Annotated in this window: 15 protein-coding genes; 6 read left to right on the top strand and 9 right to left on the bottom strand. The window is 63.0% G+C overall.

Features of this window, described 5'->3' with window-relative positions:
• Nucleotides 1-174: 174 nt before the first annotated feature.
• Entirely contained in the window at nt 175-522 is a 348-nt protein-coding gene (locus FJ977_RS13830; RefSeq protein WP_140772169.1) for a GFA family protein, read from the top strand.
• A gap of 16 nt (nt 523-538) precedes the next feature.
• On the opposite strand, the gene FJ977_RS13835 is transcribed toward FJ977_RS13830, so the two are convergent.
• Nucleotides 539-1,447, bottom strand: a complete 909-nt coding sequence (locus tag FJ977_RS13835; RefSeq protein WP_140772171.1) for an SDR family oxidoreductase — start codon at nt 1,445-1,447, stop codon at nt 539-541.
• 98 nt (nt 1,448-1,545) lie between these two features.
• Here FJ977_RS13835 and FJ977_RS13840 point away from each other — a divergent pair, with 98 nt between their 5' ends.
• The gene (locus FJ977_RS13840; protein WP_140772173.1) at nt 1,546-2,118 is read left to right on the top strand and encodes a TetR/AcrR family transcriptional regulator; all 573 of its coding nucleotides are present in this window, start codon (nt 1,546-1,548) and stop codon (nt 2,116-2,118) included.
• Between the two features lie 43 nt (nt 2,119-2,161).
• Here the strand turns inward: FJ977_RS13840 and FJ977_RS13845 are convergent, their stop codons facing one another.
• Nucleotides 2,162-3,376 (bottom strand): MFS transporter, encoded by a 1,215-nt coding sequence (locus tag FJ977_RS13845; protein WP_140772175.1) that lies wholly within the window; start codon nt 3,374-3,376, stop codon nt 2,162-2,164.
• 73 nt (nt 3,377-3,449) lie between these two features.
• On the opposite strand from FJ977_RS13845, the gene FJ977_RS13850 reads away from it, so the two are divergent.
• Nucleotides 3,450-4,436, top strand: a complete 987-nt coding sequence (locus tag FJ977_RS13850) for an AraC family transcriptional regulator (RefSeq protein ID WP_140772176.1) — start codon at nt 3,450-3,452, stop codon at nt 4,434-4,436.
• A gap of 48 nt (nt 4,437-4,484) precedes the next feature.
• Here FJ977_RS13850 and FJ977_RS13855 read toward each other — a convergent pair whose 3' ends face one another.
• The 7 genes from FJ977_RS13855 to FJ977_RS13885 all read right to left on the bottom strand — a co-directional run bounded on the left by FJ977_RS13855 (nt 4,485) and on the right by FJ977_RS13885 (nt 11,158).
• The gene (locus tag FJ977_RS13855) at nt 4,485-5,570 is read right to left on the bottom strand and encodes an ABC transporter ATP-binding protein (protein ID WP_140772178.1); all 1,086 of its coding nucleotides are present in this window, start codon (nt 5,568-5,570) and stop codon (nt 4,485-4,487) included.
• On the bottom strand, nt 5,570-6,673 hold the full coding sequence (locus FJ977_RS13860; protein WP_140772180.1) for an ABC transporter ATP-binding protein: 1,104 nt from the start codon (nt 6,671-6,673) through the stop codon (nt 5,570-5,572). The genes FJ977_RS13855 and FJ977_RS13860 overlap by 1 nt, the downstream gene beginning before the upstream one ends.
• The gene (locus FJ977_RS13865) at nt 6,670-6,894 is read right to left on the bottom strand and encodes a hypothetical protein (RefSeq protein WP_140772182.1); all 225 of its coding nucleotides are present in this window, start codon (nt 6,892-6,894) and stop codon (nt 6,670-6,672) included. The genes FJ977_RS13860 and FJ977_RS13865 overlap by 4 nt, the downstream gene beginning before the upstream one ends.
• Nucleotides 6,891-7,850, bottom strand: a complete 960-nt coding sequence (locus FJ977_RS13870; protein ID WP_140772184.1) for a carbohydrate ABC transporter permease — start codon at nt 7,848-7,850, stop codon at nt 6,891-6,893. The genes FJ977_RS13865 and FJ977_RS13870 overlap by 4 nt, the downstream gene beginning before the upstream one ends.
• Nucleotide 7,851: 1 nt before the next feature.
• The gene (locus FJ977_RS13875) at nt 7,852-8,757 is read right to left on the bottom strand and encodes a sugar ABC transporter permease (RefSeq protein ID WP_056568286.1); all 906 of its coding nucleotides are present in this window, start codon (nt 8,755-8,757) and stop codon (nt 7,852-7,854) included.
• 68 nt (nt 8,758-8,825) lie between these two features.
• On the bottom strand, nt 8,826-10,142 hold the full coding sequence (locus FJ977_RS13880) for an ABC transporter substrate-binding protein (RefSeq protein ID WP_140772186.1): 1,317 nt from the start codon (nt 10,140-10,142) through the stop codon (nt 8,826-8,828).
• 359 nt (nt 10,143-10,501) lie between these two features.
• A complete protein-coding gene (locus FJ977_RS13885; RefSeq protein ID WP_246683079.1) occupies nt 10,502-11,158 on the bottom strand; it encodes a TetR/AcrR family transcriptional regulator in 657 nt (218 codons plus the stop codon).
• Between the two features lie 90 nt (nt 11,159-11,248).
• Between FJ977_RS13885 and FJ977_RS13890 the strand changes: the two genes are divergently transcribed.
• The 3 genes from FJ977_RS13890 to FJ977_RS13900 are packed head-to-tail and all read left to right on the top strand — an operon-like array spanning nt 11,249 to nt 13,747.
• Nucleotides 11,249-12,445, top strand: a complete 1,197-nt coding sequence (locus FJ977_RS13890) for a Tm-1-like ATP-binding domain-containing protein (protein ID WP_140772190.1) — start codon at nt 11,249-11,251, stop codon at nt 12,443-12,445.
• A gap of 11 nt (nt 12,446-12,456) precedes the next feature.
• Entirely contained in the window at nt 12,457-13,323 is an 867-nt protein-coding gene (locus tag FJ977_RS13895; protein WP_140772192.1) for a phosphoenolpyruvate hydrolase family protein, read from the top strand.
• Between the two features lie 7 nt (nt 13,324-13,330).
• Nucleotides 13,331-13,747, top strand: coding sequence for a cupin domain-containing protein (locus FJ977_RS13900; protein WP_140772194.1), 417 nt, complete (start codon nt 13,331-13,333; stop codon nt 13,745-13,747).
• Nucleotides 13,748-13,780 lie beyond the last annotated feature (33 nt).

Genomic DNA, 13,780 nt, shown 5'->3' on the forward strand with positions numbered 1-13,780 from the left:
AACGTCTTTAAAGCAATTCCAGGAAAAGTGTGTGCGGTTTTCCCCGGGCAAAGCGCATGGCGCTTTGCCCTTGGGAATTGCGAAAAAACAAAGACTTAACGCAGCCGGTTGGGCCTGCGAAAGGGATAACCCGGCCAGCGTGCCTTTGCACCTGCCAGCGATAGGAAGATACTGATGCTGTACAAAGGCAGCTGTCACTGCGGCAAGGTCGGCCTGGAATTCAAGGCGGAACTGACCGGTGCCATCAGGTGCAATTGTTCGATCTGCTCACGCAAGGGCGCCCTGCTGTGCGCCATCCCGCATGAGAGCCTGACCGTCCTGGCCTGGGGCGATGATCTGGGCACCTACACATTCGGCAACCACACCATGGCGCACCGCTTCTGCCGCACCTGCGGCATCCACCCTTTCGCCGAGGATCTCCGCGAAAGCGGCGAACGCAACGCTTACATCAACCTCAACTGCGTCGCCGATATCGACCTGTCCGCCTTGCCGGTCTTCGATTTTGACGGGCGTTCGGCCTGAGCGACTCCAGACCGCATCACCGATAGCCCGTTGCGTCGGCTGACTTGCCGGCGTCCTGCACCTCCGGCACATAGCGCCAGGCATCGGGCCGCGAACCGTCGAGGTCGGTAAAGCCGTAGACTCGCGCCAGCCCGCCGCTGGATAGCGACTGCCCGTTCCAGCGTGAGCGATCAGGATCCGCAGCCAACGCGGCAACGGCGCGCCCAACGAAGCGCGGCGTCTCCGAAATGACGAAATGCGGCACCGTCGCGGTTGCATCACGCCAATTTTCCTCGCGTACTCCAAAAGCCTCCAGCATCATCTCCGATCGCAGCCAGCCGGGCGTCAACGAGACTGAGGTGGCTCCGTGTTTCGCAAGGTCCTTGGCATGGGCCCAGGCCATGCGGTTCACCGCGACCTTGGCGAGATCGTAGAAAGGCGACAGGCGGTAGTGATCGGCATTGTATTCGGCGGTGCCGTCCGTGACTTCGACCAGCAGCCCGCCCGGCTGCTCGATCATGAGGGGCAGCGCATGGTGGGCGGTGATCAGATGGGTGTCTATGGCCAGACGCAGCATGCGCAAACCGTTCTCCAGATTGTGGTCCCAGACTGGCTTGTCCCATTCGAAGAGCTTCTCACCGCCCCAGATGTCGTTGACCAGGATATCGAGACGGCCCTGTTCGGTGCGGATGCGCTCGACCAGCCTGCGCACATCGTCGGACACGAGATGGTCGACCTGCACGGCGATGCCCCTGCCGCCGGTCGCTGTGACCATTTCCGCCGTCTCCTCGATTGTTTCGGGGCGCGCATACTCCGATTGCTGCGCGCGCGTGCTCCGCCCGGTGACATAGACAGTGGCGCCGGCAGCGCCGAGCTCGACCGCTATGCCGCGCCCGGCACCTCGTGTGCCACCGGCAACCAGGGCAACTTTTCCTTGCAACGTCATTGAACTCTCCCAAGAACGGCACGCATCGATCAAATAAGGATGGCTTGCGCCACGTCCATCATATATAAATGATCGTTCGGTTATAATGGAATGTCAAGATGACCCGTCCCAAGACCCAATCCGACGAGCAGGTACTGGAGAGCGCATTGCGGCTGATGCACGAGCATGGCCCGGAGGCGCTTACCTTCGAGCGCCTGGCAAAGGCCTGCGGCCTCTCCGGTGCAACACTGGTGCAGCGCTTTGGCAATAAGGCGCGGTTGAAGCAGCGCACCTTGCTGCATGCCTGGGACGACCTCGACGACAGGACCAGGATGCTGGCCGCCAGCGTGCCCAAGACCCCGGCCGGCGCCATTGAATTGCTGGTGGCGTTGTCGCAGGGCTATGGCGGCATCGAAGCCTATGCCGAAGGCCTGCTCGTCTTGCGCGAGGATTTGCGAGACCCCGTGCTCAGGACGCGCGGTGCGGCCTGGAAGACAGCCCTTTGCAAGGCACTGGCGGCTTGTTTCGCGGCAACGCCCACACCTCCGCGGGACATCGGCCTGCTGATGGCGTCGCACTGGCAAGGCTCCCTCCTGTGGTGGAGCTTCGATCCGGCAGTTGAAGTCGCCACCTATATCGAGGACAGCCTCAGCCGCTTCGTTGCCGCCATCACAACGGCAGCGGCCCGATAACCATGATGGTTCTCGGGCCGCTGGGCAGGTCAGGGATGGGAGACTATTCGGCCTGCTTCGGGCCACGCAGGAACACGACGATCGCCGCCAGCAGCGTTGCGATGCCGCAATAGGCGAAGGCGCTGGCCACGCCGGTATGGTCGACCAGCAAGCCGCCGAAGACGGCGCCCAGCGCGATCGCCACCTGGAAGGTCGCCACCATCAAGCCGCCGGCACTTTCGGCCTGGTCCGGCGCTGCCCGCACCAGCCAGCTCTGCAACCCGACCGGCACCGCGCCGAAGGCAAAACCCCAGGCGGCGACGGCGGTGGCGGCAATCGTCGGCGAGGCGCCAAAGATCAGCATCGAGGCGGCGGCCAGCGCAATCAGTAAGGGCGCCAGGGCAACGGCCGCCTGGAGGTTACGCTCCGCCAGGATGCCGCCGGCGATATTGCCGAAGAAACCGCCTACGCCATAGGCCAGCAGCACCAGCGAGATCGTCTCGATGTCGAGCACCGGCACCTTTTCGAGGAAGGGGCGCACATAGGTGAAGCCGGCAAAATGCCCGGACGCGACCAGCAGCACGACCAGCAGCGCCACCCGGATCGACGGCCGCTCCAGCACATCGAGCAAGGTGCGGAAGCTTGCGACACCCACCGGTGGCAGCTTCGGAATGGTGGCCAATTGCACCAGCAGCGCCAAGGCGCCGGCGATGGTGGCAATCATGAACGCCGTGCGCCATCCCCAGATGTCGCCGACATAGGCGCCGACCGGAGCGGCGGTGACGGTGGCCAGCGAGACCCCGGTCAGGATGATCGACATGGCGCGCGGCATCAGCCGCATCGGCACCAGCCGCAACGCCATGGCCGCCGACATCGCCCAGAAGCCGCCGAGCGCAACGCCGAGCACGACGCGGGCAAGCAGAAGCATGGACAGCGATGAGGCAAAGGTGGCCAGGAGGTTGGACAAGATGAGGAATGCCGTCAGCATCCACATCACGAACCTGCGGTCCATGCGCCTTGTGATGATGGCCATGGTGGGCGCTGCGATGGCGCCGACTATGGCGGTTGCCGTCACCGCTTGCCCGGCCACGCCTTCGCTGACACCGAGATCGCGCGCCATCGGCGTCAGCAGGCTGGCGGGCAGGAATTCGGCGGTGACGAGGCCGAAAACGCCAAGCGCCAGCGAAACCACGGCACCCCATGCCGGCTCGGCTCGCTCATCGGTTTCTGTGGGGTTCAGAAGTGCGGCGTCGATGACGCCTGTCGCGGGTTCGGCCATGGTCAGTCTCCGATTTGTTTGCGGCGCAACATAGGGAGTGACGGGCTGGAGTTTCCATGCTAGAAACCCCATCATGCATGACCGTTCGTCCAAAATCCCGATTACCGGCGACCCGCTGACTGACATATTGCGGGGCCTGCGTCTCGACGGTGTCGAGTATGGCCGCTGCGAAATGAAGGAGCCTTGGGGTATCCAGTTCCCGGCTCAGCCCGGAGCGCGGTTTCATTTCATCGGCCGCAAGGGCTGCTGGCTCAAGCAGCCATCCGGCGAATGGGTGCAGCTCAATGCTGGCGACGCGGTGCTGCTTCCACGAGGCGAGGCGCATGTGCTGGCCAGCGAACCCGGGGCGCAGGCCTGGCCGATCCATGGCTACGAGCTCGAGGAAGTCTGCAAGGATGTCTATTGCACGTCAAACGCGGAGATGTGCGACAAGAATTGTCAGCCCGGAACGCTGCTTTTCTGCGCCGCGATGTATTTCAACATCGACGGCCTGCACCCCCTGCTCGGCATGATGCCGGACGTGATGCGCACGCACGAGCTGGAAGCCTACGAGCCCGGCATTCCACACCTGCTGGAGTCCATGGCGCGCGAAGTGACGATGGAGCGTGTCGGCTCCGGCGGCATCCTGGCACGGCTGGCCGATGTGCTTGCCGCCACCGTCATCCGCTCCTGGGTCGAACGTGGTTGCGGCGACTCCTCCGGCTGGATCGCCGCGGTCAAGGACCGCGACATCGGTCGCGTGCTGGCCGCCATCCATCTCGAACCTGACCATGACTGGACGGTCGAGTCGCTGGCCCGGATGATGGGCGCCTCGCGCTCGGGTTTTGCCGAACGTTTCGCCACCATCGTCGGCGAAACGCCGGCAAGATATGTCACCCAGGTCAGGATGCATCAGGCGCGTCAGTGGCTGGTCCGCGACCGGATGAAAATATCAGTCGTTGCCGCCCGCCTTGGCTATGAATCGGACGCCGCCTTCAGCCGTGCCTTCAAGCGGGTCATCGGCGCGGCGCCCAGCCACCTTCGCGCCGAGGAACAGGCCGAAATCCGCCAGGCCAGTTGAGCCAGTATCCTTCGTAGCAAGGCTACCCGGCTGATCAGAAACAGCGCGTCACCCGGCGTGGCGCAAGCTGACACCGCTGCCCTTGTCGAACAGCACCACCTTGTCCGGGTTCCAGGCAAAACGCACCGGCTGTTCGATCGCGACATCGGTCCTGGCCGGCACCGTTGCGCGCAGTGTTGTGTCGCCGACGCGCAGCGTCAGGATCTTCTCGACGCCATGATTTTCCACGTCATGGACACGCGCCTCGACCGGAGCGCCGCTTTCCAGATAGACATCTTCGGGACGGATGCCGAAGACGAGCGGGCGACCGTCGGTCGCCGCACTCGTCTTGGCTCCCCCAGAAAGCGGCAGCTCGAAATTCATCGGTGCCATCACCGCGCGGTTGTTGACCAGCTTGCCGTCGATGAGGTTCATCGGCGGCGAGCCGACGAAGCTTGCCACATAGGTGTCGCGCGGGTTGTTGTAGATCTCGTGCGGCGTGCCGGTCTGGACGATGAGGCCATGGTTGAGCACGCCAACCTTGTCGCCCATCGACATCGCCTCGATCTGGTCGTGGGTGACGAACAGGAACGTGGCGCCGAGCTGTATCTGCAGGTTCTTCAGTTCCGTGCGCAGCGCCTCGCGCAATTTGGCATCGAGCGCCGACAGCGGCTCGTCCATCAGGAACACGCGCGGCTTGCGCACGATGGCGCGGCCGATCGAGACGCGCTGCATCTCGCCGCCGGACAGGCGGTCGGTCTTGCGGTCGAGCAAGTGCTCGATGCGCAGTGTGCGGGCAGCGCGGTCGACGCGGTCCTTGATCTCGGCATCGGGCAGCCGGCGGATCTTCGGCTTCAGCGGGAATTCGAGGTTTTCACGCACCGTGTAGCGCGGATAGAGCGAATATTGCTGCAGCACCAGCGCCACGTCACGTTCGGCCGCGCCCCAGTCGGCAACGTCGACGCCGTCGATGAGGACCTGCCCCTCGCTCGGTTTCTCGAGGCCTGCGATCAGCCGCAGCGTCGTCGTCTTGCCGGCGCCCGTCTCGCCGAGCAACACGAAGAACTCGCCATCGGCGATGTCGAGATCGAGCCCGGTCAGGGCCGTGTGATTACCGAAACTCTTGGAGATATTCTTGAGCTGGATATGGGCCATCACAATCTCACTTCCAGCGACTTGCCGCTTGCCTTGTCGAAGAAATGCGCCTGCGTCGGATCGATCCGCGCAAAGACCTTCTCGCCGGGCCCCGAGATGAAGCCGCTCTTGGTACGGGCGCGCAGCATCTTGGAGCCGACCTTCAGGTCGACGATATCGAAGGACCCCAGCGGTTCGACGATCTGCGTCTCGACGGCCATGAAGCCGTCGGCCGCGTCACGGCGAATGAGCACGCCTTCCGGACGGATGCCGAGCGCCAGCTGGCCGCCGGCATGGCCGTTGAGCTTCGACAGCAGAGCGCGCGGAAACTCGAAGCCGGTGGCCGCGTCACCGACCGTCACCGATGCGGACGCGGCTTTCTCGGCCACCGCCGCGTCGGCGACATTCATCACCGGGCTGCCGACGAATTGCGCCACGAACAGATTGGCCGGGCGCGAATAGACCTCGTCGGGCGTGCCCACCTGCTGCAGCACGCCTTCATGCATGATGACGATGCGGTCGGCGAGGCTCATCGCCTCGATCTGGTCGTGCGTGACATAGATCGTGGTCGAGCCCTGCTTGATGTGCAGCCGCTTGATCTCGGCCCGCATCTCCTCGCGCAACTTGGCATCGAGCGCGCCGATCGGCTCGTCCATCAGCATAGCCTTCGGCCGCCGCACCAGCGCCCGGCCGATGGCGACGCGCTGCATGTCGCCGCCCGAAAGTGCCGATGGCTTCTTGCCGAGCAGATCCGATATCTGCAGGGTCTTGGCGACCGAGCGCACCTCGCTGTCGATCTCGGCCTTGCTTTTGCGCGTGGCGCGCAAGGGGAAGGCGATGTTCTCGTAGACGCTCATATGCGGGTAGAGCGAGAACGACTGGAACACCATGGCGATGTCGCGGTCGGCGGCCTTCAGATGCTGGACCGGCTTGCCGTCGATGAGGATGTCGCCCTCGTCGATCGTCTCCAGCCCGGCGATCGCGCGCAGCGTCGTCGTCTTGCCGCAGCCCGATTGGCCGAGCAGCACGATGAACTCGTTGTCGGCAATCTTGAGGTTGAGGTCCTTGATGACCTGGACGGCGCCGAAGAATTTCTGGACGCCGCGAAGCTCGATCTGGGTCAATGCTCTGCTCCCGGATTTCGCGCGGCATGGCCGGTGCCGGCCTCCTCCTCAGGCGCGATTTTCGAGGTGATGTTGAAGCCGATCAGCCCGATCAGGATGATGGTCAGGCCGTATGTGTGCAGCAGCATGTTCCAGGGCTGGCAGAGTGCCACGATGCCGAGCACCATGAGCACCTGCGAACCAGGCTCCAGGTATTTCTGATTGATGGCGCGAAAGCTCATTTGCGGATCGCTCCGAAGGAGATGCCGCGCAGCAAATGATTGCGGAGCAGGAAGGTGAAGATGGCGACCGGCAGCAGGAACAGGAACGTTCCGGCGGCGATCACCGTCCAGTCGGGCAGGCCGGAACCGACCTGGCTGGGGATGAAGGGCGGCGCTGTCTGCGCACGGCGATTGGTCATGATCAGCGCGAAGGCATATTCGTTCCACGCCGTGATGAAGCAGAACACGGCAGTGGCGGCGATGCCGGTGGCGGCCTCCGGCAGCACGATCTTGAAGAAGGCCTCCATGCGCGTGTAACCGTCGACGAGGGCCGCTTCCTCATATTCTTTCGGGATCTCGTCCATGAAACCCTTCATCAGCCACACCGAGAAGGACAGGTTGAAGGCGGTGTAGAGAATGATCAGGCCGATATGGGTGTCGTTGAGGCCGACCGCGCGGTACATCAGGAACATCGGGATCGCCACCACCACCGGCGGCAGCATGCGTGTCGACAGGATGAAAAAGAGCAGATCCGCCTCCCCCTTCACCTTGAAGCGCGAGAAGCCGTAGGCGGTGAACGTGCCCATGCCGACCGCCAGCACTGTCGAGGTGATGGCGATGATCAGCGAATTCAGGAAGCGGCTCGGATAGCCCGACCACTGCACCTGGCCTTTGCCATCGCGCACGATCTTCTCGCCGCCATCGAAAACGACCCGCTCCCACCATGGCGCCGCCGCGTATTCTTCGGGCGTCGGCGGGCTGCGCAATTGCGAGCGCTTGGTGAACAGCTTCACGAAAGGCGAAATCTCCGGCTGGAAGACGACCGTCGGCGGGATGGTCGTGGCCAGGTTGCGCGGCTTGAATGCCGTCGAGGCGATCCAGTAGATTGGGGCGAGGAAGATGATCGTCACCACCAGCACGGCGACGATGGCGACGCGGTTGAAGCCGATCTCGGAAGAAGTGCGGACGGCGGCCATCTCAGCGCTCCTTCACCTTGTTGAGGTATTTGACGTAGATGTTGGTGATGGCCAGCACCATGATCAGCACGATGTAGGCCATCGCGCAGGAGCGCCCGGTCTGCCATTCCTGGAACGCCATCTTGTAGAGCCGGATCGAGATCAGTTCGGCCGTCGGCTGGCTGGTCAGGATGTAGGCGAGGTCGAAAGTCTTGAACGCTTCCATGGTCCGGAAGATGACCGCGATCATCAGGATCGGCGCCACCAGCGGCAGTGTGATGCGGAAGAACGTATAGAACGGCCCGGCGCGGTCGATCGCGGCGGCCTCGTAGAGATGTTTCGGCACCGCGGAGAGACCCGCCAGCGACAACAGCATGACGAAGGGCGACCACATCCAGATGTCGGTCAGCGCGACGGCGTAGAGCGCCATCTTGGGATCGGCCAGCCACTCGAAATTGCCGAGCCCCAGCGCATAATTGATGACGCCCCATGACGGGTCGTAGAGAAGCTTCCAGAACAAGCCGACGACAGCCATCGACAGCATCATCGGCAGCAGCAGCAGCGTGGTGATAAGGCCCTTGAGCGGGATATCGCGGTTAAGCAGCATCGCCACGCCGAAGCCGACAAGCAGCTGGCCGGCGACCGAGATGATGACGTATTTCGCGGTGATGGCGAAGTTGGACCAGACATAGGGGTCGTTGAGCAGGTCGCGATAGTTCTGCAGCCCCACGAAATTCGCCGGCGCGTTGGTCGAGGCGCGGAAGTCGGTGAAGGAATAGCCAAGCGAATAGATCAGCGGAAAGATGTTGAAGACGATCAGGAACAGGACCGTCGGAACAATGAAGAGGTTGCGGATCGAAATGTCGCTCAGGCCGCGCGTGGCCGCCCGCGAGGACCTGTCCAGCGTTGTGATCATCGTGGTCGCCAAGACCCCTCTCCCATTTGCAGAAAAAGAAACGGAGGAGGCACCAACGCCCCCTCCGTGAGGCATGATTGTTACTGAACGCGGCCGTACTTCTTGAACGTCGCGTTCCAGTCGGCGGCCAGCGCGTCCAGCGTTTCCTTGGCGGTGCCGTCGCCGCCGATCATGTAGGGATAGATGCGCTGGTTGAGCTGCTGCAGCAGTTCGGCGTATTCCGGCACCGCCCAGAAGTCCTTCACCTTGAACATGGTCTCGTAGAAGGCCTTGTTGTAAGGCGTCGCGCTCTGGAATTCCGGCGATTTGAGCACCGCCGCGCTGCAGGTATAGCCGCCAAGGGCCGCCCACTTCTTCTGGGTCTCGTCCTTGATGAACCATTCAAGGAACTTCATCGCCTCGTCCTGCTTCTTCGAGTACGAGATGACGGAGATGCCCTGACCACCGAGTGCGGCGAACTGGTCGCCATTCGGTCCCGGCGGGTTGGCGAAGAAGCCGGTGTTCTTGGCGTTCGGGTTCGACGCCTCGTTTATCAGCGAGGGGAAGAAGGCGAAGAAGTTCATGCTCATCGCCGCCAGGTTCTCGGTGATCGCCTGGTTGTCCTCGACGAAGAACGATTTGGCCCAGCCGGGAGGCGTGAACTTGTAGAGTTCCTTGTAGGCGTCGAGCGCGGCTACGGCCTTGTCGGAATTGATGTGGCCATCGACCTTGTAGGTCGCATAGTCACCCAGCTCGCCGCCGTAGGAGAACAGCGCGTTCTCGAAGCCCATTGCCATCGCATCATAGGAATTGTCGGTATAGATCGCGATGCCGTAGCGCTTCTGATCGGGCCGATAGAAGAACTCGGCTATGTCGCGCAGCGCCTTGAAATCCTTCGGCACATCGAGGTCGTAGCCATATTTGGCCTTGAACGCTTCCTTCTCCTTGGGATCCTCGAACCAGTCCTTGCGGTAGGACCAGCCGACAGCGTCGCCTTCGAGCGGAATGGCCCAGTACTTGCCGCTGTTGCCGGGGTATTCGGCGTAATATTTCACCGTCGCCGGTGCCATGACATTGCCGAGATCGTGCTTCTTGAAGAAGTCCGTCAGGTCGACATAGTGGCCACCGGTAGAGCCGGCGCCCAGCCATTGAGAGTCGCCGACGACCAGGTCATAGGCGTCGCCATGGGCGTTGAACTCGGTGAAGGCCTTCGTCTGGAAGTCGGCCCAGGGCGTGGTCTCCACCGTGATCTTGACGCCGGTTTCCTTCTCGTATTCGTTGCCGAGTTCCTGCAGGTAATTGGCCGGATCCCATTCCGCCCAGAAGATGGTGAGCGACTTTTCCTGCGCGTAGACTGACGTTCCGCAGGCAAGCGTTAAGCCGATACCAGCAAGCACGCTGGTCACTAACTTGCGCATAATGATTTCCTCCCTTGTGCGCATTCTACCCTGTCATGCGAGCCGGCAACGGGGCCGGCTCCGGTAGTTCCTCCCGTGATCGCACCTTTCCGGTTTCGGGCCTCCTCGCCCTGCCGGAAAATGGATCGCAGCCCTCACTTTTGATCCACTTTTCTTTTCTAATCTGGTATTACCAATTTTGCATCGTCGTCAAGCCCTTTCTTGGAAGACGGGCTTGGCCATTCCGACGGAATTCAGGCTTTATCTGCCTGTTTTCCAATGATTTTCCTACTCAGTGATACGCAGGGGCGTTGCACAGATCCCTGCGTCAGGGATAATATTGATAGTCGGCATGCAAATCTGGTCGAACCAGATGGGTCCTACTTCACGACCACGCTTGAACCGTCGCCACCTCCTTCACCAATCGATTCCGCCACCGCCGCGCGCACCAGGGCGCCTGCCGCCCATTGCGCGACGGACCGCGTCTTGCGGCTGTCCAGGCCCCAGATATCCTTGAGCACGATCAGCACCTCGACACCGAAGATCAGCGACAGCGCCTGCGCCAGGCGCTTGAAGTCGCGCGGCCGCAAATGGCCCTTGAGCGGGGCGATCGCCTGCTGCAGCAGATCGACGCGATGACCGCGCGTGAAAGCCGGCTCGCCGCCCAGCGTACCGGCCTGGCGTCGCGCCCATTGATCGAGCGACAGTTTCAGCGCCGCCTTGAACGTCGCCTCAAAAGCCTCGATGCGTGGCATCGCCGTATCGAACAGATCCGCGACCCGGCGCTCGGCGTTGGCAGAGGTCGATTGCCAGGTCAGGATTGGTCCCAGCCCCTCGTCGACGACGGCCTGCACCAGTGCCGCCTGACTGGGGAAATAGCGATAGGCGGTGGCGCGGGAAACCTCCGCCGCTTCCGCCACCTCGCTCACCGACGGCGTGACACCCGCCTGCATCAGCCGTGTCGCCGTCTCAAGCATCAGCCGTTTCGTGCGCGCCCGGGGTCCACGCTCGGCGGCCAGGCCGGTTCCCCGCTCCATGTCGTCGCCTGCAGTGGCTCGTTGACGTGAGATATCCATATCAATATGATACGCGCGTCTCAAAAATTTGCAATGACCTGGGAACCGCCCATGAAGCGCATCTACGTCGTGGGCACCGCCGACACCAAGGGCGAGGAACTTGCCTTCCTGGCCGAAGCTATCGCCGCCACGGGCGCTGCCGTCTCTCGCATTGATGTCGGAACACGCGCTTCAACCGTTCCCGTCGACATCAGCGCGAAGGAGGTGGCCGGTCATCATCCTGACGGCAGTGCGGCCGTGCTCGGCGGCGATGACCGTGGCGCCGCGGTTGCCGCCATGGGTGTCGCCTTCACCCGCTTCGTCCAATCGCGAAACGACATCGCCGCCCTGATCGGCATAGGCGGCGGCGGTGGCACCTCGATCATCACGTCGGGCATGCGCGCGCTGCCGCTCGGCCTGCCGAAAATCATGGTCTCGACGCTGGCTTCCGGTGACACGGCGCCTTATGTCGACGTCTCCGACATCATCATGATGCCATCGGTGACCGACATGGCGGGACTGAATCGGCTTTCCCGCGTCGTGCTGCACAACGCCGCCCAGGCGATAGCGGGCATGGCGGCAAGCCCGGCCCCGGCGCCCGACGGCAAGCCGTCGATCGGGCTCACCATGTTCGGCGTCACCACGCCTTGCGTGACGGCGATCGCCGACCAGCTCCGCTCCGGATATGACTGCATGGTCTTCCACGCCACCGGCACTGGCGGCCGCAGCATGGAAAAGCTGGCCGACAGCGGCCTGCTGTCCGGTGTCATCGACATCACCACGACCGAGGTCTGCGACCTCCTGTTCGGCGGAGTGCTGCCGGCAACGGAGGATCGCTTCGGCGCGATTGCCCGCGGCAAGCTACCCTACGTCGGTTCGGTCGGCGCGCTCGACATGGTCAACTTCTGGGCGCCGTCGACCATACCGGAACGCTATCGCGGCCGGCTGTTCTACGAGCACAATCCCAACGTCACGCTGATGCGCACAAGCGCGGACGAATGCCGCGCGATCGGCGAGTGGATCGGCACCAGGCTCGCCCTCTGCGAGGGGCCGCTACATTTCCTGATCCCGGAGAAAGGCGTCTCGGCACTCGACATCGAAGGTGGCGCCTTTTTCGATCCGGAAGCCGACGCCGCCCTGTTCGAAGCCATCGAGCGCTCGATCAACCCAAGTGCCAACCGTCGCGTCACGCGCTTGCCATTGCACATCAACGATCCCGAATTCGCCAGGGCCGCGGTCGCGGCTTTTCTCGAAATAGCCAGACACTGAGGTTCCAAGAAATGCCCGCCATACCGCGCAAGGACATACTGAAGAAATTCCGTGGAATGATCGACAAGGGCGTGCCGATCGTCGGCGGCGGCGCCGGCACCGGCCTGTCGGCCAAGGCCGAGGAGGCCGGCGGCATCGACCTCATCATCATCTACAATTCCGGCCGCTATCGCATGGCCGGCCGTGGCTCCGCCGCCGGCCTGCTCGCCTATGGCAATGCCAACGAGATCGTCAAGGAGATGGCCTATGAGGTGCTGCCGGTGGTCAAGAAGACACCGGTGCTGGCCGGCGTCAACGGCACCGACCCCTTCGTCATCATGCCGCTGCTGCTGGCCGAACTGAAGACGATGGGCTTTTCCGGCGTGCAGAATTTCCCGACCATCGGCCTGTTCGACGGCACCATGCGGCAGAGTTTCGAGGAAACCGGCATGGGCTTCGGGCTCGAGGTCGACATGATCGCCGAGGCGCACAAGCTCGACCTGTTGACCACGCCCTATGTCTTCAATCCCGACGAGGCCCGCGCCATGACCAAGGCCGGCGCCGACATCGTCGTTGCCCATATGGGCGTGACGACGGGCGGCTCGATCGGCGCCACCTCGGCCAAGTCGCTCGACGACTGCGTGGTCGCGATCGACGCCATCGCCGAGGCGGCGCGCTCGGTACGCAAGGATGTCATCCTGCTTTGCCATGGCGGCCCGATCTCGATGCCGGATGACGCCCGCTACATTCTGTCTCGCGCCAAGGGCCTGCATGGCTTCTACGGCGCGAGTTCGATGGAACGGCTGCCGGCGGAAGCCGCGATCGCCAGACAGACGGCCGATTTCAAGGCTGTCACACTGGGCGGCGACAAAGCGACGACGAAGAAAAAGAAGGGATGAGAGAGAGATGACCGACAAGAGCAAGGTGTTTGTCTATCCGAAGGACGTCAGCGCCTTCGGCTTCGACTGGGGCAGGCTGGCGCTGACGGTGGCACCGGAAGTGAATGGTGCGACCCGCTTTTCCGGCGGCGTCGTCGACCTGCCTTCCGGCAAGGGCCACACCCGCCACAACCATCCGGGCGCCGAGGAAATCATCTTCGTCATCTCCGGCCACGGCGAACAAATGGTCGAGGACGAGAAGGGCAATCCGGTGGTCGCGAAGGTCGGCCCCGGCTGCACCGTCTACGTGCCCGAGAGCCGTTTCCACTCGACGCTGAATACCGGCGACGAACCGATGCAACTCTTCGTCGTTTACTCGCCGGCCGGGCCGGAGCTGGTGTTGCGGGAGCTGCCGGATTTCAGGCTGGTGCCGGCGGGGCAGTGATGGACTTATTATAGGGCAGCGCCGCCCCTCATT

Origin of the sequence: Mesorhizobium sp. B2-1-3A (assembly GCF_006442655.1) — a bacterium.
In the GTDB taxonomy this organism is placed as follows: domain Bacteria; phylum Pseudomonadota; class Alphaproteobacteria; order Rhizobiales; family Rhizobiaceae; genus Mesorhizobium.

Bases quoted from the DNA above. Each gene is read 5' to 3' on its own strand.
- FJ977_RS13830 (WP_140772169.1), top strand. From the start codon at position 175: ATGCTGTACAAAGGCAGCTGTCACTGCGGCAAGGTCGGCCTGGAATTC.
- FJ977_RS13835 (WP_140772171.1), bottom strand. From the start codon at position 1,447: ATGACGTTGCAAGGAAAAGTTGCCCTGGTTGCCGGTGGCACACGAGGT.
- FJ977_RS13900 (WP_140772194.1), top strand. From the start codon at position 13,331: ATGACCGACAAGAGCAAGGTGTTTGTCTATCCGAAGGACGTCAGCGCC.
- FJ977_RS13890 (WP_140772190.1), top strand. From the start codon at position 11,249: ATGAAGCGCATCTACGTCGTGGGCACCGCCGACACCAAGGGCGAGGAA.
- FJ977_RS13885 (WP_246683079.1), bottom strand. From the start codon at position 11,158: ATGGAGCGGGGAACCGGCCTGGCCGCCGAGCGTGGACCCCGGGCGCGC.
- FJ977_RS13840 (WP_140772173.1), top strand. From the start codon at position 1,546: ATGACCCGTCCCAAGACCCAATCCGACGAGCAGGTACTGGAGAGCGCA.
- FJ977_RS13870 (WP_140772184.1), bottom strand. From the start codon at position 7,850: ATGGCCGCCGTCCGCACTTCTTCCGAGATCGGCTTCAACCGCGTCGCC.
- FJ977_RS13865 (WP_140772182.1), bottom strand. From the start codon at position 6,894: ATGAGCTTTCGCGCCATCAATCAGAAATACCTGGAGCCTGGTTCGCAG.
- FJ977_RS13855 (WP_140772178.1), bottom strand. From the start codon at position 5,570: ATGGCCCATATCCAGCTCAAGAATATCTCCAAGAGTTTCGGTAATCAC.
- FJ977_RS13895 (WP_140772192.1), top strand. From the start codon at position 12,457: ATGCCCGCCATACCGCGCAAGGACATACTGAAGAAATTCCGTGGAATG.
- FJ977_RS13845 (WP_140772175.1), bottom strand. From the start codon at position 3,376: ATGGCCGAACCCGCGACAGGCGTCATCGACGCCGCACTTCTGAACCCC.
- FJ977_RS13850 (WP_140772176.1), top strand. From the start codon at position 3,450: ATGCATGACCGTTCGTCCAAAATCCCGATTACCGGCGACCCGCTGACT.
- FJ977_RS13880 (WP_140772186.1), bottom strand. From the start codon at position 10,142: ATGCGCAAGTTAGTGACCAGCGTGCTTGCTGGTATCGGCTTAACGCTT.